Raw genomic sequence first — 16,484 nt, 5'->3', positions numbered from 1 at the left:
TTATGGGAATTAGAAAACTTAAACCCACAACACAGTCTAGCCGGTATTATTCGGTCTTAGATTTCAAAGAAATCACAGAAGTGGTTCCTTACAAACCTCTCACAGCCAATATTTCTTACAAAGCTGGTCGTGATAATAAGGGACGTATCGCTGTTAGACGCAAAGGTGGACGTAACAAAAGAAAGTTTCGTATCATCGATTTTAAACGTAATAAATTTGGAATCCCTGCGACTGTAAAAACAATCGAATACGATCCAAACCGTTCTGCTTTTATTGCTCTGATCTGTTATGCAGATGGAGAATACAGATACATTTTAGCTCCTAACGGTCTTAAAGTGGGAGATAAAATTGAGTCTGGTCCAAACGCAGAGATCAAACTAGGGAATACACTTCCTTTGGATAAAATCCCTGCTGGAACAAACGTTCACAACATCGAACTCCATATTGGAAAAGGTGGTCAGATTGCAAGAACAGCTGGATCCTTTGCTGTAATCTCTGCAAAAGACGGTGACTATGTTTCACTCAAATTGCCTTCTTCGGAAATCCGAAAAGTGCGTAAAGAGTGTTTGGCGACTGTTGGAGAACTTTCCAACAAAGACCACAACTTAGTGATTATAGGAAAAGCCGGTCGTAACCGTTGGTTAGGAAAAAGACCGAAGGTAAGAGGGGTCGTTATGAACCCTGTGGACCACCCACTCGGTGGTGGTGAAGGTAGAACTTCCGGAGGTCGTCACCCAGTGACTCCTTGGGGTAAACCTACGAAAGGATTTAAAACACGTAAGACAAGACCGTCTGATCGTTTTATTGTCCAAAGACGTAAGAAAAACAGGAATAGGTAGGATCTAGATAGTCATGGCTAGAAGCTTAAAAAAAGGTCCGTTCATCGACGACCACCTCATGAAAAAAATTACGAGCCTTAACTCTGAAGGGAAAAAAACTCCCTTCAAGTCTTGGTCCAGAAGAAGTACCATTTATCCAGATATGATTGGTCATACAGTCATGATTCATAATGGCAAAGCGTTTGTTCCTGTTTATGTAAACGAAAACATGATCGGTCACAAACTCGGTGAATTTGCTCCCACTAGAACCTTTCGGGGTCACGGTGGAGACAAAAAAGTAGCGAAGAAATAGGTAGAGAGATGGAAGCAAAAGCAGTAGGAAAACACCTTCGAATTTCTGCCAGAAAAGCTCGCCTGGTTGCCGATGAAGTTCGTGGATACGATTACAAAGAAGCAATTGATATCTTGCGATTTACAAACAAATCAGCAAGTTCAATGATCATTAACCTTCTCAACTCTGCAGTGGCAAATGCCATTCAGATGAACGAAAGTTTGGATCCTAGCGCACTTTATGTTAAAAAAATCTATGTAGATGACGGGCCTATCATGAAACGTTTTCGTCCTAGAGCACGCGGTCGTGCTTCTCGGATCCGTAAACGCCTTAGCCACATCACAGTTGTTGTATCTGAAATCGAAAAGAAGGTTAGCTAATTTATGGGTCAGAAAGTAAATCCAATCGGACTACGAATCGGAATCACACGTAACTGGGATTCGATTTGGTTTTCCAAACAAGATTACATCAAAAATCTTCACGAAGATATCAAGATCCGTAGATTCCTTCAGAAGAAATTCAAAAATGCATCCGTTGTGAAAATCGTAATCGAAAGATTCCCTGAAAAAATCAACGTGAATCTCCATACTTCTAAACCAGGTATGGTGATTGGTCAAAAAGGCCAAAACATCGAAGCGGTAAAACAAGAGCTTAAAAAATACGCTGATAAACCGATCGGGATGAACATTATCGAAGTGAAAAAACCAGAAATCATCGCACAAGCGATTGCTGAAACGGTTGCTCTTCAAATCGAACAAAGGATGCCTTTCCGTCGTGTGATGAAAGCAGAACTTCGTCGTGCGATGCGCGGTGGAGTAGAAGGCGTGAAAATCCAAATCTCTGGACGTCTCAACGGGGCGGACATGGCAAGAACTGAAAAGTATATGGAAGGACGAGTTCCTCTTCATACTCTTCGTGCCAAAATTGACTTTGGGTTCAAAGAAGCTCTCACGACTTTCGGACAAATCGGTGTGAAAGTATGGACTTATACAGGTGATTACTTCCCAACTAAGGAAGAATCCGATGAAGATAAATACGCTGTAAAACGTAGAACGAGTTAAGAAGTACTAAAGAGAAACCATCATGTTAGCACCTAAACGAGTAAAATTTAGAAAACGCCAAAGAGGGCGCTTAAAAGGTAAGGACGAAAGAGGTTCTTACGTTGCGTTCGGTGAGTTTGGTTTAAAAGCCATCTCTTCCGGTCGTATCACTGCGCGACAAATTGAGGCAGCAAGGATCACTATCAACCGCCAAGTCAAACGAGGTGGGAAATTATGGATCAGGATCTTCCCTCATTTACCAATCACTAAAAAACCTGCCGAAACTCGTATGGGTAAAGGTAAAGGTAACCCTGAGTTCTGGATTGCTGAAATCCGACCAGGACGAGTTCTTTTTGAAATGGCTGGTGTTGATGAAGATACAGCAAGAAAAGCACTCCACCTAGCAGCTTTTAAACTGCCAGTTGAAACTTCATTTGTAAAGAGGAACGTTCTATGAAAGACGATTTCAAATCACTTTCTCCAGAAGATTTGAAGAAAGAAATTCTTTCCTCTTCCGAAGAAGTAAGAAAAGCAAGATTCCAATTTGGTGTTACAAGATCTCTTGAGAACCCAAAAGTAATCCGCAATCATAAGAAGAGAATTGCCCAAGCGTTAACTGTCCTTCGTGAGAAGGAATTAGCTGCAAAGGGTAAACTCAAACAAATCGCACCGAAAGCTGGTTCAGCACCAAAAGTCGCTAAAACGAGCAAAGGTAAGAAGAAGTAGGTTATGGAAGATAAAAACTCTAAAAAATCTTTAACCATTCAAGGTGTAGTTGTGAGTGATGCTATGGATAAAACTGTAGTGATCGAAATCATCACTAGAAAAGTGCACCCACGGTTTAAGAAAATTATGACCAGAACTTCTCGTGTGAAAATTCACGATGAGAAGAACGAGTGTCAAGTTGGTGATCGAGTCATCGCTGTGGAAACAAGACCACTTTCTAAACAGAAACACCATAAACTTGTAAAGGTAATTGAGAAGGCGAAATTAGTATGATCCAACAAGAAACTATTTTACAAGTAGCCGATAACTCGGGTGTGAAAAAAGTCATGTGCGTTAAAGTGCTTGGCGGTTCCAAAAAACGCTACGCAACGCTTGGTGACGAAATCATCGTCGCTGTGAAAGAAGCACAACCTGCATACGGACTTCGTGACGGGCAAGGAAAAAAAGTGCATAACAAAGCGGTTCAAAGAGCCGTTGTCGTAAGAACGAAAAAAGAAGTTCGTCGTCCAGACGGAACCTACATTCGTTTCGATGACAATGCGGTTGCCATTATCGATGATAAAGGGAATCCAAAAGGAACAAGGATCTTCGGACCTGTTGCTCGCGAACTTCGTGATAAAAAATACATGAAAATTATATCTCTAGCTCCGGAGGTTCTCTAAAATGGCGACTAAGTTAGCATATAGAGGTTCCGAGCCTACTAAATTCAAAAAAACAAAAATCAAAAAGGACGACGAAGTTCTTGTGATTTCTGGAAAAGAAAAAGGAAAAAAAGGGAAGGTTCTTGCTGTTGATAAACGCAAAGACCGTGTTTACATCGAAGGTGTGAACAAAAGAAAAAGATTCGTTCGCCCAACCCAAGAAAACCCTGGTGGTGGTGCGATTGAGATCGAATTCCCAATCCATATTTCCAATGTGATGTTTCACGACGCAAAAGCAGAGAACAAAGCGAAGCCAAAGAAGAAAATTAAGGCTGTACGCTTGGGCATTGCCAAGAAGGATGGTAAATCCGTACGAGTGACTCGACCTGAAGGGAAAGAAGTATAGATATGGTACCTAGGCTTAAATCAAAATACGAAAAGGAAATTCGTCCTACACTCCAAAAGTCACTCGGCTTTCAAAGTGTAATGCGAGTTCCTAAATTAGAAAAAATCGTAATCAACGTAGGGATGGGTGAAGCTCACACAAACCCTAAGGCAATGGAAGCATGTCTTGTGGAAATTGGCCAGATCACTGGTCAAAGACCTGTGAAAACTTTCGCTAAAAAATCCATCGCTGGTTTCAAAGTGAGAGAAGGAATGGTGCTCGGTTGCAAAGTGACTCTACGTGGACATCATATGTATGAGTTCCTTGATCGTTTCATCAACGTAGCCCTTCCAAGGGTTCGTGACTTTCGTGGTGTTAGCCCGAAGGGATTTGATGGCAGAGGGAATTATAACCTTTCTGTTAGAGAACAGATCATTTTCCCAGAAATCCAATTTGATAAAATCAATACGATTTATGGAATCAATATCACTTTCGTAACGAACACGGAAGTGGACAAAGAAGCGTTCGAATTATTCCAAGCCTTCGGTATGCCTTACCGAACGGCAGGTAAGTAGGAGATTATTCATGGCGAAAAAATCAATGATGGAACGCCACGCCAAAGAGCAAAAATTCAAAGTGAGAGAGTACAATCGTTGCCCTCTTTGTGGTCGATCACGCGCTTATTTGCGCCGCTTTGATATGTGTCGTCTTTGCTTCCGGGACCTTGCTAGCAAGGCTCAGATCCCCGGTGTGAAAAAGTCCTCCTGGTAATTAGGTTAAGGTAAGATATGAGTCTTTCAGATCCAATCGCAGATATGCTAACAAGAATTAGAAACGCACAACAAGCTAAACATGAGCTTTGTGTGATTCCTGGTAGCAAAATCAAAAAGTCCATCCTAGATCTTCTCAAAGAAGAAGGTTTTGTAGATGATGTTCAAACTGTAAAAAATGGAAGTTTTGATGACTTCCAAGTAAAATTGAAATACGACACAGAGAAAAAACCTGTGATCCGTATGATCGAACGTGTTTCCACACCTGGACGCCGGGTTTATATCCAATCTGGTGAAATCCGTCCATTCCGAAATAACATCGGAACACTCATCCTTTCGACTTCGAAAGGTGTGATGACGGGAAAACGCGCTCGTAAACTCAGAGTAGGAGGGGAAGTTCTCTGTAAGGTATTCTAGAGAACGATAACACCATGTCTCGAGTCGGAAAAAGTATCATCAAATTGCCTGCAAAGGTAGAAGTTAAAGCAGATGCAGAAGCCCTTACAATTAAAGGGCCGTTAGGGGAATTAAAAACTCCACTTTACGAAGGTGTCGGAGCAAACGTTGAAAACGGCGAATTGGTGTTCACAAGAAAAAGTGAAGACCAAAAGACAGTGGCTCTCCACGGTCTCGTGCGTTCTCTTGCGATGAACTGTGTAAAGGGTGTCTCAACTGGTTGGGAAAAAAACCTAGAAATCACTGGGGTCGGTTACCGTGCACAAAAACGTGGTAAGGATCTTGTGATGGCACTTGGTTATTCTCACGAAGTGGTTTTCCCTGAGCCAAATGGCATCAAAATCGAAGTCGCAGATCAGCTCAAAATCAAAGTATCGGGCATTGACCGACAACTGGTTGGACAAGTTGCGGCTGACATTCGTTCCAAAAGACCACCTGAGCCTTACAAAGGGAAAGGGATCAAATATCAGAACGAATACATCCGTAGAAAGGCCGGAAAAACCGGTAAGAAGTAGAACGTCATGATCAACAAGACAGCTAAAAATACAAAAAGATTGAGAAGAGCGGAGAGGGTAAGATACAAACTCCGCCAAACGTCAGAGAGACCTCGGTTAGTGTTTAACAAAACAAACCGTTATCTCACTGCACAAATCATTGATGACGCAAAAGGTGTAACTCTTGTTTACGCAACCACTCTTGAGAAAGATTTTCCGAAACATGAAAATTCTAAGAAGAGTAAATCGGCTGCAACCGAACTCGGTAAAGTAGTCGCTGAAAAAGCGAAGAAAGCAGGTGTTTCCCAAGTGGTTTTAGACCGTTCTGGAATGGTTTACCATGGAAGAATCGCTGCGTTTGCTGATTCTGCCCGTGAAGGTGGATTGGAGTTCTAAATGATGTTAGAAGAAGAAACAAAAGAATTTACTGAGAAGGTCGTTAAAATCGACCGCGTTGCCAAAGTTGTGAAAGGGGGACGTCGTTTCTCTTTCAACGCTTTATCCGTTGTAGGTGACTCCAAAGGAAAAGTAGGAATTGGTTTTGGAAAAGCAAATGAAGTTCCAGATGCCATCCGAAAGTCCATTGAATCGGCAAAAAAGAATTTAAAATCCATTCATTATATCGGTCACACTGTTCCTCACGATGTAGTTGGACAATTCAAATCAGCACGTGTGATTTTGAAACCAGCTTCACCAGGAACGGGGATCATCGCTGGAGCTTCTGTTCGTTCCGTATTGGAAAGAGCTGGGATCCAAGATGTTCTAACAAAGTCTTGGGGATCTTCAAACCCGATGAACATTGTAAAGGCGACTATGGATGCATTACAACAGTTGGAAACTCCGTCTATGGCGGTGAAACGACGTGGTGTTAGCCTCAAACACTTGTTTGGGCAAGATCTATAAGAAGGAATCTGACTATGGAAGAAGTGATCGTAACGCAAGAAAGAAGTTCCATTGGTATCATCCCAATGCATAAAAAAACTCTGATTGCTCTCGGCCTTAAAAAGAAAGGTCAATCCAAAAAACACAAAATGACTCCCCAATTGAAAGGGATGTTACGACAAGTAGGTTACTTGTTGAAAGTGGAAAAGGTATAATTTTATGGCACAAGAAAGAATCGAACAAGGTCGTGGGTTTGGCGCAAAACGTCCAAAAAAATCCACTTCTCTCGGAAACAAAAACTTGGTTCCCGTTCCGGAAGGCGCAAAAACCTCTCCGAAACGAGTGGGTCAAGGTCCTGGATCGGGAATGGGAAAAACTTCCACTCGTGGTTCCAAAGGACAAAGAGCTCGTGCAGCGTCTATGAGACGTGGATTCGAGGGTGGACAGCTCCCTCTCCACAGACGTTTACCAAAACGTGGTTTTACGAATATCTTCTCTGTGGAATTTCAACCAGTGAATTTGATTTCTCTTACGAAAGCTGGTCTTTCGGGAGAAGTGACTCCTGCAATTCTCAAAGCAAAGTCTTTGATTAAGTCAGAAGTTGGACCGATCAAATTACTCGGAACTGGAGAAGTGACTGCTGCCATCACCATTACGGTAGATGCTTTTTCTGCCTCTGCAAAAGAGAAAATTGAAAAAGCAGGTGGAAAAGTCATTATCAGAGAAAAGAAAAAAGAAGAGAAAAAAACAAAATAACCCATGTTTCAAACCATCGCTAACATCTTTCGAATCCCGGAATTAAGATCTAAAATCCTATTTACGATCGGTATGTTGTTACTTTTCAGAATGGGAACTCACGTGACCATTCCAGGTATCAACAGTTTGATTGTGACGGGCATTACTGCCGATCCAAGTGAAGGTTTCCTTGGAATGGTAGATTTGTTTGCTGGTGGTGCTCTTCTCAAATTTTCTATTTTTGCACTTGGGATTATGCCTTATATCTCTTCTTCGATCATTATGCAACTTGTGATGGTTCTCATTCCTAGTTTGCAAAAAATGCAAAAAGAAGGGGAAGAGGGTAGAAAGAAAATCCAACAGTACACTAAGTACGGAACTCTCATCCTTTGTGCGATTCAATCTCTTGCTGTGATCCAACTTGCGAATTCTTGGTCTACTGGATCGGGAACAGCGCAAGCGAAATACCCTGGTCTCATTAACCCATCTGTCGAAGGTTACTTTTTACCGATTGCGATGTTATCCATCACTACGGGAACTGTGCTTCTCATTTGGCTCGGGGAACAAATCACTGAGCGTGGGATTGGAAACGGAATCTCTCTCATTATCTTTGCTGGTATCATTGGTCGTATGCCAGAAGCACTCATTGCGATGTTTACTTCTGATACTTCTGATGCTCTCAGTATCCTGATTCTTATCATTATTTTTATCGTTCTCATTTCTCTAACGGTGATATTAACCCAAGGGGTTCGCCGAGTTCCACTGAATTATGGAAAACAAATGGTGGGAAGAAAGATGGTGCAGGCTCGTAGCCAATCCATTCCTTTCAAAGTAAACAGTGCAAACGTAATGCCAATTATCTTTGCATCCTCACTCATTCTGTTTCCACAAACGATTGTGCAGTGGCTGTCTTCCAAAGGGGGACAGTGGGCTGGTTGGGCTGTGATTATGGATTATTTTAACCCATTCTCACAAATCTGGTACCATGCTCTATTTTACTATGTGATTTATACTTCTCTCATTATCTTCTTTGCATATTTTTATACAGCGATTCAGTTCAACCCACAAGAACTCGCTGATAACCTAAAAAAATACGGTGGGTTTATCCCAGGTGTTCGTCCGGGTAGCCAAACCAAGGAAATGATTGAGAAAATTTTGAATCGAATCACCTTACCAGGTGCTCTTTTCCTTGCTGGTCTTGCTCTTGCTCCGTATCTCATCATTAAATTCTTAAACCTCGGTTCGAATACCGGTGGTGGAACTTTAGTGTATACATTCGGAGGAACTTCTCTTCTCATTATGGTGGGTGTGGCACTCGAAACGTTAAAGCAAATCGAAGCCCAACTCCTCATGAGAAACTACGAAGGTTTCATGAAAAAGACTAAAATCAAGGGAAGAGTGTAACGAATGAAGAGACTCATATTTATGGGCCCTCCAGGTGCTGGTAAGGGAACACAAGCTGACATCATCAAAGAGAAATACAAGATCCCTCAGATTTCCACAGGCGATATCCTCCGTGCCGCAGTAAAAAATGGCACTGCTATGGGGATTGAAGCAAAAAAATTTATGGACGCTGGAGACCTTGTTCCAGATGCTGTCGTTATAGGCATAATTCGCGACCGTTTGGTCGAAGCTGATTGTGCAAATGGATTCATATTGGATGGATTTCCAAGGACGGTGGAGCAAGCAAAGGCTCTCGCGGAAATCCTCAAAGAGCTTCACATGGAGCTCGACTCCGTTGTCAACCTAGACGTTCCTGATGAAGAACTCGTCAAACGTTTGCTAGGTAGAGCGATCAAAGAAGGACGCTCGGATGACAACGAAGAGACCATCAAAAACCGTCTGCATACTTACAACACCAAGACGTTGCCCCTAATTGACTTTTATAAAGGCACAGGGATCCTTCGGCAAATCAATGGGTTGGGAAGTATGGAAGAAATCACTAACACTATTTTAAAATCAATCCAGTAGGAGATAGACCCTGGCTAAGGAAGAAGCAATCACAATTGACGGAACCGTTTTAGAACCGTTACCAAATGCGATGTTCCGCGTGGAACTAGAGAATGGACATAAGGTTTTAGCGCACATTTCAGGAAAAATGCGTATGCACTACATTCGTATTCTACCTGGAGATAAAGTCACTGTGGAACTTTCTCCTTATGACTTAACCAAGGGCCGTATCACTTACAGAAAGAAATAGGAAACTATAATGAAAGTTAGAGCATCAGTCAAAAAAATCTGTCCAGAATGCAAAGTCATTCGCAGAAAAGGTGTAATCCGAGTGATTTGCACGAACCCAAAACACAAACAAAGGCAAAGATAGGAAGATATGGCACGTATCGCGGGTGTTGATTTACCATCAAACAAAAGAATAGTGATCGGTCTTACATACGTATTTGGTATTGGTAAGACATCCTCTCAAAATATCCTGAAAAAAGCAGGAATTGACGAATCTATCAGGGTGAAGGACCTCTCGGACGAACAAGAAGCCGCGATCCGACGAGTCATTGAAGAATCATACCAGGTAGAAGGGGATCTTCGTTCCGAAGTCAACCTCAACATCAAACGATTGATGGATGTGGGTTGTTACAGAGGTTTCCGTCATAGACGTGGACTTCCAGTCAACGGACAAAGAACAAGAACCAACGCTAGAACCCGTAAGGGAGTCAAGAAGACTGTAGCGAATAAGAAAAAGGCTACTAAGTAGAGGACAGGTCCATGGCTGAAAAAGACGCAAAGAATAAAAAAGATACCAAAAAGGTTAAGAAAAAAGAGAAAAAGAACGTTCCACGGGGTAAGGTTTATATCCAAGCTTCGTTTAACAATACAATCGTATCGATTACCGATATGGCTGGAAACGTTCTTTCTTGGTCTTCTTCCGGGATGATGGGATTTCGTGGATCCAAAAAATCCACTCCTTATGCTGCACAAGTAGCAGCAACCAATGCAGCAGACAAAGCAATTGAAGCTGCTGGATTATCGGAAGTCGATGTAATGGTTTCAGGTCCTGGAATTGGACGTGAGTCTGCCATTCGCTCTTTGACCACAAAAGGTCTATCAATCAAACTCATTAAAGACGTAACTCCGCTCCCGCACAATGGGTGCCGACCACGCAAAAGAAGAAGGGTGTAGGAATTAGATATGGCACGTTACCGAGGTCCAGTTGTTAAATTGATGAGAAGAGAGGGGCTTAACCTCTTTCTCAAAAATAGTCATACATTACATAAAGAAAAATCTTCCCTTGAAAAGAGAAAGTATCCACCAGGTCTTCCTCCTAAGAAAAAAGGGAAAATTACGGAATACGGGGCTCAGCTTCGTGAAAAACAAAAAGTAAAACGCGCTTATGGTGTGTTAGAAAAACAATTCCGTAGATACTTTGAAGAAGCAGCTCACACTCCAGGGATTCCTGGTGAGAACTTACTCCAATTCCTCGAAAGAAGATTGGATAACGTTCTTTATCGTATGGGTTTTGCTGTCACCAGAAGACAAGCTCGTAACTTTGTAGCACACAGACACATTCTTGTGAATGGTCACCGTGTGGACATTTGTTCTTACCGAGTGAATGTTGGTGATAAAATTGAAATCCGTGAAAAATTTCAAAAATCGCCTTTCATCGAAGAAAATATCAAACTAGCCCAAGCAATCAACAGAACTGCTTCTTGGGTGAGTGTGGATTATTCCAAGTTTTCTGGCGAAGTGACTTCACTTCCAACAAGAGAGCATATTGATATCCCTGTGAAAGAACAGGTAATCGTAGAGTTGTACTCGAAGTAAGAATTTAGAGAAGAAGGATACGACATTGTCTCCAAAGAATTTATTAAAAGGTTTTAAAAGACCCAAAAAAATCGAATTCACTACCGATGTGAATACACCAAACTACGGTAAGTTTGTTGCAGAACCTTTCGAAAGAGGAATTGGTACAACGATCGGTAACTCGCTTCGTCGAACGCTTATGTCTTCGATTGAAGGTGCGGCAATTTCTGCCATTCGCATTGAGGGAGTTTCTCATGAATTCTCTTACATCGAAGGTGTTGCTGAAGATGTCACTCGTATCATTCTCAACTTAAAACAAGTTCGAATCAAATACGAGCCGGAAGACAAAGAAGCAAGCAAAGTAATCCACCTAGAACTCAAAGGGGCAGGATACTTTCGTGCCGCTGACCTTGCGGTAGATTCTTCCATTGAAATCATGAATCCAGATCTTCATATTGCCACTCTCAATGAGGATGCCAATTTGATTATGGATTTGGAAATCCAAAGAGGACGTGGTTACGTTCCTGCGGAAGACAAAAAGAAAGACATCGAAGTACTCGGAACGATCCCAATCGATTCTATCTTTTCTCCCATCCAAAAAGTATTGTTTGAAGTATCAGAAACTCGTGTAGCGCAACGTTCTGATTACGAAAAATTGACTATGGAAGTTTGGACTGATGGATCTGTATCTCCTGAAGATGCAGTTGCACAAGCAGCAAAAATTTTAAAAGACCACCTCACTGTTTTCATCAATTTTGAAGAAGAAATTGAAGAGGAAGAAGAAGAACTAGATGAAGCCGATGAAAAACTCAAAGCAGCTTTATCGAAACACGTAGAAGAATTAGAACTTTCTGTTCGTTCGACTAACGTTCTTCGCAGTTTGGAAATTGACTTCATTGGTGAACTCGTTAAGAGATCAGAAGATGAGATGACTAAATCAAAACATTTCAGCGAACAAAGTTTACAAGAATTGAAAGCAAAACTTTCTTCTATGGGACTTTCTTTCGGTATGAGAGATTTTTAAGATGAACAAACGAAATAAAGTTAAACAACTCAACAGATCCGCTGATCATAGAAAAGCTATGATCCAAAATATGGTTATCTCTCTACTTCGCCACGAAAGAATTGAATCTTCTGTTGCGAAGCTGAAAGTGGCTCGTTCTTATGCAGAACGAATTATCAGTAGAGCGAAAAAAAATCTAGATGCAAACCTTGCAAATTTAGATGAACAAAAGAAAAATGCAGCGATTCTTCACAACACACGATATCTTTATAGCCACCTTGGTGACCAAGAAATCGTGAACAAACTTTTGAAGGATTTGGCAAATCGTTATGCTGAAAGAGTTGGTGGATATACAAGAATCATTCGTCTTGTGAATCGCCCTTCTGATAACACGGCGATGGGAATTTTAGAGCTTGTGGATAGAAAAACACAAGACGAACTCAAAGCGGAAACGAAAGCAAAACGCGAAGAGAAAAAACCTGCCAAAAAAGAAGAAAAACCGAAGAAAGCAAAAAAAGAAAAAGTAGCTGCTTCTAAATAGATTCTAATCCGCTAACACGGATTCCTTGGTGAAAAACCTACTTGAGAACTCTCTTAAGTAGGTTTTTTTATTGCCAGACTTTCTTATTCCGCTACCTTTTAAGCTCCGAAAACTATGGATTCCGCCCTATCAATCACAGATCGTATATGGTTTACCAGTTTTGCCGAAAGTCCAATCGGCATGGCCATAACCGATTTGCAAACTGGACTTTATGTTGAAGCAAACGAAGTATATTGTAATTGGCTCGGACGGAAAAGGGAAGAGGTGATTGGAAAATCGACGATTGATTTAGGGATTTATTCCAATCTTTCCGATCGGGATGTCATCCTTTCCAAATTAAAATCAGAGGGATTTGTTTTGAATTTTGAAGTGCCTCTCATCACAAAAACGGGAGAGACTGTGACCATTTTATTCAGCGGAAAAATCGTGGAAAATGGCAAATACCTCCTGAGTGCGGGGCAAAATATCACTGCTTTAAAAGAAAAAGAAAAACTCGCTAACGCCCTTCAAAAAGAATTAAAAATCAGTAAGGAATTATTTGAGAGTGTCTTTCGTTTAAATCCTGCGGCAGTTAGTTTATCCAATGCTGAAACAGGAAGGTATGATGATGTCAATGAAGCATATTGCCGCCTAATTGGTTATAGTCGGGAAGAAATCATCGGTCACACTTCTCATGATTTGAATATTTGGATTACAAAAGTAGATCGAGCAAGACTGATGGCAGAAGTTCAAAAGAAAGGTTGGAGTACGGGTATGGAAGCGAGTGTCCGTATGAAGTCTGGGGAGATTCGACATGTCGTTTCTGGCAATACTCTACTCAAACATGATGGTCGAATCACTTTACTTGCGATTTTGATCGATATCACGGAAGCCAAACAAAACAAAGAAGCTCTGGAATTTGCAGTTAAGGAAAGGACAAAAGAACTCAATCGAATTTTGGAAGATTTACAAAAGACCCAAGACCAATTGATATTATCGGAAAAAATGGCGACTCTTGGCCAACTTGTAGCAAGTGTTGCTCATGAAATTAACAACCCTTTGGCGGCAATTTCTGCATTTAGTGAACAATTGCAAAATAGGTTGAGTGATTTTGGATCCAGATTACTTGAAATCAGAACTTGTATGGGAAAATACTCGGATGAGGAAGCTACAGAAATCATCCGATGGATTTCGGAATTATTCCAAGTAAAACCAAAAACGTATAGTTTTTCCGAAACAAGGAAAATTAAAAAGAACTTAGAATCCCTTTTCTCTTCCGCTAACATTGAATTAGCTTATGATCTTGCGGATCGAATTGTAGATTTAGGAATCTCCGATTATATCTTAGAAAATACATCCTTTGTGGAAAAACTAAAAAACACCCCCATACTCAGTATCATCTTAAATGAACTGAATGCCTTACGAAGTATTGAATCGATTCGATTGGCAGTGGAACGAACTTCCAAAATTGTCTATAATTTGAAAAATTATGGAAGGATGGACCGAGGTTCTACTAAAATCCAAACCAATATCATTGAAACCATTGAAACGGTTCTGACACTTTATCAAAACAAAATGAAATCAGGAATTGAGTGCATTCGATTGTACAACGCCAATCCTGAAATCCCAGGATATCCAGATGAACTCATTCAAATTTGGACCAATTTGATTTACAATTCCTTACAAGCCATGCAATTCAAAGGGAAATTGACGATCCAAGTGGAAGAAACGAGTACCGATGTGGAAGTATCCATCAAAGACAATGGGCCAGGAATTCCTCCCGCAATCCAAAAACGTATTTTCGAGCCATTTTATTCGACAAAGGAAAAAGGGGAAGGGACCGGGCTTGGACTTGGGATCGTAAAACAATCCGTCGAAGAAAGACACAAAGGCCAAATTCGCTTTTTTTCCGAACCTGGCCAAACAGTCTTTATTGTTTCGATTCCTAAACTCTAGCCAATTGTTTTTGTAATTCTTCTGCGACTACATCAAAGTCTTCGTTTTGGATGACTGTTTTGTAAGCAGAAGCTACAATTGGATGACGTTTTTCATCCAGTTGGATGAGGTTTGGTAACACTTTTAATCCGTAAAAACCATTGGTGATCTTTTCTGGTCTTGTTCCATAAGCAAGGTCATATCCATACTTACGATCTCTTGTATCGGAACCAAAACATGCCAACATAAAATCAGTCATCCCTGAAAGTCCATTAAAAGTGGTCGGATCTCCTCCCAACAAAACACCGATGGATACCATTTCATTGAAAAAACGATTACTTAAATGGAAGAGGGTATTGTCCACATTTCCACCTAACTCACGTTTGAAATATCCTTCTACAAGTCCCATTGCGAGAGCATAAATGGTTTTTAAGGCACCACCAAGTTGCACCCCTTTTGTATCCCGAGAATTGATGGCAGTTCTTGTGAATACATAATTATTTGTGAGAAGTTCCTTTAGTTTTGGGATGAGGGAATCTTCGAAGGCGGAAATTTCAAATCCAGAAATTTTACGTTCCATGATTTGGTCTGGGTAACAAGCACCTGAAACCACAGCCAAACGTTCTCTTTCAATGAGGAGAAGTTCGTTTAGGTCTTCGAGGATCAGTCCTTTTTTGGATCCAGTAAATCCTTTGATCACATTCACCATCGGTGATTTGTTTTTTTGTAAATAGGTTCTGATTTTGGAATATACGGCATCAAATTCCCAAGGGTTTGTTCCTTGGACAAATAAAGTTGCTGATTCTAAAACTTCTGGTTTGTCCGAAAATTCGATGTTTGGTGGGAGTTTGTAAATCGGATAGTGGATGATATCTCGTCTTTCTTCATTACTCCTTGCGACCATTTCAGAATCGGGATGATAAATGGTTACCTTAACATTTTTGTTGGCAAGGATACAAGCGAAGGCAACAGACATATTGGAGGAACCAATGATGACCACATGTTCTTCCGGTTTTTTCGGAAGAGAAATGAGTTGGTTTGTTTCGCGAACATCTCCCCGATACAAATTGCGGTAGGTTCCATGTTTGTGTTTGTTTAAGTTGCTACCCACAAGTAGGGCAAGGTTATCGATGATGAATTGTTTTTTGTCACCGGTGCCAGGGAAGGAAATTTGTTCAATATGGGATGGAAAACTTTCCATCTCTCGTTTGGTGAGCTCGCCCACAAGAACTGGTTTTCCAATGACCAGTTTACCAACGGCTTGGTTGAATAGAAGGCCTTCGATTGGGAGGATTTTTTCTGTTCCTTCTAGGGAAATTGGTAAAATGACTTTGTTTGCCACATAATGGTACACTGTGTCCACAAATGGCATAAGCCTTCCGTCCCGAGAACGAGTCCCTTCGGGGAAAATGGATATCACTTTCCCATCCGATTGTAATTTCTGGGAATTACGGAAGGCTCGCATATTAATCTTGGTCATCACATCGGATAGAGACGGGTTGTCTGCCATGTCTTTCTTGGAACAAACCAGTAAGGTTCCAAACATATAGAGTCCAAGGCGGGTGAAGTCTGGCTCAAAGGCGAGGCGGCCTGCAATGAACACAAGAGACTCTGCAATTTTACGTCCTTCGGGGCCTGAGTTGTAAAGCAGAGTGAAAATGGCTGGGGCATCCAGATGGCTTAGGTGGTTGGAAATGAGGGTGACAGGGTATTTGCCGATGATTCCATCCAAAAGTTTTAGATTTTCTGTTCCTTCGACCTTGAACTTTTTCATGATCGGATCGAGGAATTTGAGCATAAAATCGCGTGGTTCGGGACGAATGTCAGTGTAGACACCGATTTCTTCTAAACGTTCTGGTTCTTGGAAGATTTCCATCACCTTGGGTTTGGGAGTGGCTTGCGATAGGACTAAAAATTCTTCTAAAATGGACTTTGCTTCCGCTTCGGATAAGCCGGATTTTACAAATAGGTGAATGTTCTCAAAAAATTCTTTGTGCCAACGTCCCAAAGTGGCTTCTTTTTCTGTCATGTATG

General features: G+C 41.2%; 28 protein-coding genes. 27 read left to right on the top strand and 1 reads right to left on the bottom strand.

All coding sequences use genetic code 11. The features are described from left to right. The first annotated feature begins 2 nt into the window (after positions 1-2). From rplB to EHQ59_RS00710, 27 genes are all read left to right on the top strand, one after another. Positions 3-839: a 50S ribosomal protein L2 gene (gene rplB / locus EHQ59_RS00840; RefSeq protein ID WP_135617279.1), complete on the top strand. Its 837-nt coding sequence runs from the start codon at positions 3-5 to the stop codon at positions 837-839. A gap of 13 nt (positions 840-852) precedes the next feature. Beyond that, positions 853-1,131 (top strand): 30S ribosomal protein S19, encoded by a 279-nt coding sequence (gene rpsS / locus EHQ59_RS00835; protein ID WP_135617278.1) that lies wholly within the window; start codon positions 853-855, stop codon positions 1,129-1,131. A gap of 8 nt (positions 1,132-1,139) precedes the next feature. Further along, positions 1,140-1,490 carry a 50S ribosomal protein L22 gene (gene rplV, locus EHQ59_RS00830; RefSeq protein WP_135617277.1) on the top strand — a complete coding sequence of 117 codons (351 nt, stop codon included), beginning with the start codon at positions 1,140-1,142 and terminating at the stop codon, positions 1,488-1,490. Positions 1,491-1,493: 3 nt separating this feature from the next. Beyond that, the gene (gene rpsC / locus EHQ59_RS00825; RefSeq protein ID WP_135617276.1) at positions 1,494-2,171 is read left to right on the top strand and encodes a 30S ribosomal protein S3; all 678 of its coding nucleotides are present in this window, start codon (positions 1,494-1,496) and stop codon (positions 2,169-2,171) included. Positions 2,172-2,193: 22 nt separating this feature from the next. Then, on the top strand, positions 2,194-2,607 hold the full coding sequence (rplP, locus tag EHQ59_RS00820; protein ID WP_015678382.1) for a 50S ribosomal protein L16: 414 nt from the start codon (positions 2,194-2,196) through the stop codon (positions 2,605-2,607). Then, positions 2,604-2,876, top strand: coding sequence for a 50S ribosomal protein L29 (rpmC, locus tag EHQ59_RS00815; RefSeq protein ID WP_100721558.1), 273 nt, complete (start codon positions 2,604-2,606; stop codon positions 2,874-2,876). The genes rplP and rpmC overlap by 4 nt, the downstream gene beginning before the upstream one ends. A 3-nt stretch (positions 2,877-2,879) precedes the next feature. After that, positions 2,880-3,149 carry a 30S ribosomal protein S17 gene (gene rpsQ, locus EHQ59_RS00810; protein ID WP_012388932.1) on the top strand — a complete coding sequence of 90 codons (270 nt, stop codon included), beginning with the start codon at positions 2,880-2,882 and terminating at the stop codon, positions 3,147-3,149. Continuing rightward, a complete protein-coding gene (gene rplN / locus EHQ59_RS00805; RefSeq protein WP_002974152.1) occupies positions 3,146-3,538 on the top strand; it encodes a 50S ribosomal protein L14 in 393 nt (130 codons plus the stop codon). Before rpsQ ends, rplN begins: the two co-directional genes overlap by 4 nt. A 1-nt stretch (position 3,539) precedes the next feature. Next, positions 3,540-3,923 (top strand): 50S ribosomal protein L24, encoded by a 384-nt coding sequence (gene rplX / locus EHQ59_RS00800; protein WP_135617275.1) that lies wholly within the window; start codon positions 3,540-3,542, stop codon positions 3,921-3,923. 2 nt (positions 3,924-3,925) lie between these two features. Then, the gene (rplE, locus tag EHQ59_RS00795; protein WP_015678219.1) at positions 3,926-4,477 is read left to right on the top strand and encodes a 50S ribosomal protein L5; all 552 of its coding nucleotides are present in this window, start codon (positions 3,926-3,928) and stop codon (positions 4,475-4,477) included. Positions 4,478-4,487: 10 nt separating this feature from the next. Beyond that, a complete protein-coding gene (locus EHQ59_RS00790; RefSeq protein WP_012476296.1) occupies positions 4,488-4,673 on the top strand; it encodes a type Z 30S ribosomal protein S14 in 186 nt (61 codons plus the stop codon). Positions 4,674-4,690: 17 nt separating this feature from the next. Then, positions 4,691-5,089 (top strand): 30S ribosomal protein S8, encoded by a 399-nt coding sequence (rpsH, locus tag EHQ59_RS00785; RefSeq protein WP_002973604.1) that lies wholly within the window; start codon positions 4,691-4,693, stop codon positions 5,087-5,089. Between the two features lie 14 nt (positions 5,090-5,103). After that, positions 5,104-5,643, top strand: coding sequence for a 50S ribosomal protein L6 (rplF, locus tag EHQ59_RS00780; protein ID WP_135617274.1), 540 nt, complete (start codon positions 5,104-5,106; stop codon positions 5,641-5,643). 6 nt (positions 5,644-5,649) lie between these two features. Next, the gene (gene rplR / locus EHQ59_RS00775; protein WP_135617273.1) at positions 5,650-6,018 is read left to right on the top strand and encodes a 50S ribosomal protein L18; all 369 of its coding nucleotides are present in this window, start codon (positions 5,650-5,652) and stop codon (positions 6,016-6,018) included. Between the two features lie 3 nt (positions 6,019-6,021). Then, positions 6,022-6,525 carry a 30S ribosomal protein S5 gene (rpsE, locus tag EHQ59_RS00770; protein ID WP_002973816.1) on the top strand — a complete coding sequence of 168 codons (504 nt, stop codon included), beginning with the start codon at positions 6,022-6,024 and terminating at the stop codon, positions 6,523-6,525. Positions 6,526-6,539: 14 nt separating this feature from the next. Then, entirely contained in the window at positions 6,540-6,719 is a 180-nt protein-coding gene (gene rpmD, locus EHQ59_RS00765) for a 50S ribosomal protein L30 (RefSeq protein WP_002974048.1), read from the top strand. A 4-nt stretch (positions 6,720-6,723) separates the two neighbouring features. Continuing rightward, positions 6,724-7,260, top strand: a complete 537-nt coding sequence (rplO, locus tag EHQ59_RS00760; RefSeq protein ID WP_135617272.1) for a 50S ribosomal protein L15 — start codon at positions 6,724-6,726, stop codon at positions 7,258-7,260. Between the two features lie 3 nt (positions 7,261-7,263). Then, complete coding sequence (secY, locus tag EHQ59_RS00755) at positions 7,264-8,643, top strand: preprotein translocase subunit SecY (RefSeq protein WP_015678147.1); 1,380 nt, start codon at positions 7,264-7,266, stop codon at positions 8,641-8,643. Between the two features lie 3 nt (positions 8,644-8,646). Beyond that, a complete protein-coding gene (locus EHQ59_RS00750; RefSeq protein WP_135617271.1) occupies positions 8,647-9,210 on the top strand; it encodes an adenylate kinase in 564 nt (187 codons plus the stop codon). Between the two features lie 10 nt (positions 9,211-9,220). Beyond that, positions 9,221-9,439: a translation initiation factor IF-1 gene (gene infA / locus EHQ59_RS00745; RefSeq protein WP_012476295.1), complete on the top strand. Its 219-nt coding sequence runs from the start codon at positions 9,221-9,223 to the stop codon at positions 9,437-9,439. A gap of 9 nt (positions 9,440-9,448) precedes the next feature. Then, the gene (gene rpmJ / locus EHQ59_RS00740; protein WP_002974084.1) at positions 9,449-9,562 is read left to right on the top strand and encodes a 50S ribosomal protein L36; all 114 of its coding nucleotides are present in this window, start codon (positions 9,449-9,451) and stop codon (positions 9,560-9,562) included. Positions 9,563-9,568: 6 nt separating this feature from the next. Next, on the top strand, positions 9,569-9,946 hold the full coding sequence (rpsM, locus tag EHQ59_RS00735) for a 30S ribosomal protein S13 (protein ID WP_035983662.1): 378 nt from the start codon (positions 9,569-9,571) through the stop codon (positions 9,944-9,946). 11 nt (positions 9,947-9,957) lie between these two features. After that, a complete protein-coding gene (rpsK, locus tag EHQ59_RS00730; protein WP_012388922.1) occupies positions 9,958-10,371 on the top strand; it encodes a 30S ribosomal protein S11 in 414 nt (137 codons plus the stop codon). Between the two features lie 9 nt (positions 10,372-10,380). Then, complete coding sequence (gene rpsD, locus EHQ59_RS00725; RefSeq protein WP_135617270.1) at positions 10,381-11,013, top strand: 30S ribosomal protein S4; 633 nt, start codon at positions 10,381-10,383, stop codon at positions 11,011-11,013. 25 nt (positions 11,014-11,038) lie between these two features. Beyond that, a complete protein-coding gene (locus EHQ59_RS00720; protein ID WP_002974165.1) occupies positions 11,039-12,016 on the top strand; it encodes a DNA-directed RNA polymerase subunit alpha in 978 nt (325 codons plus the stop codon). 1 nt (position 12,017) lies between these two features. After that, positions 12,018-12,536 (top strand): 50S ribosomal protein L17, encoded by a 519-nt coding sequence (gene rplQ / locus EHQ59_RS00715; protein ID WP_135617269.1) that lies wholly within the window; start codon positions 12,018-12,020, stop codon positions 12,534-12,536. 114 nt (positions 12,537-12,650) lie between these two features. Next, positions 12,651-14,471, top strand: coding sequence for an ATP-binding protein (locus EHQ59_RS00710; protein ID WP_135617268.1), 1,821 nt, complete (start codon positions 12,651-12,653; stop codon positions 14,469-14,471). Here the strand turns inward: EHQ59_RS00710 and EHQ59_RS00705 are convergent. After that, positions 14,461-16,479, bottom strand: a complete 2,019-nt coding sequence (locus tag EHQ59_RS00705; RefSeq protein WP_135617267.1) for a 1-acyl-sn-glycerol-3-phosphate acyltransferase — start codon at positions 16,477-16,479, stop codon at positions 14,461-14,463. The genes EHQ59_RS00710 and EHQ59_RS00705 overlap by 11 nt on opposite strands. Between the last annotated feature and the right edge of the window lie 5 nt (positions 16,480-16,484).

The sequence above is a fragment of the Leptospira kemamanensis genome, from assembly GCF_004769665.1.
In the GTDB taxonomy this organism is placed as follows: Bacteria; Spirochaetota; Leptospiria; order Leptospirales; family Leptospiraceae; genus Leptospira_A; species Leptospira_A kemamanensis.
The sequence above is the reverse complement of the archived record's forward strand: the minus strand, read 5'-3'. Positions and strand labels throughout refer to the sequence as shown.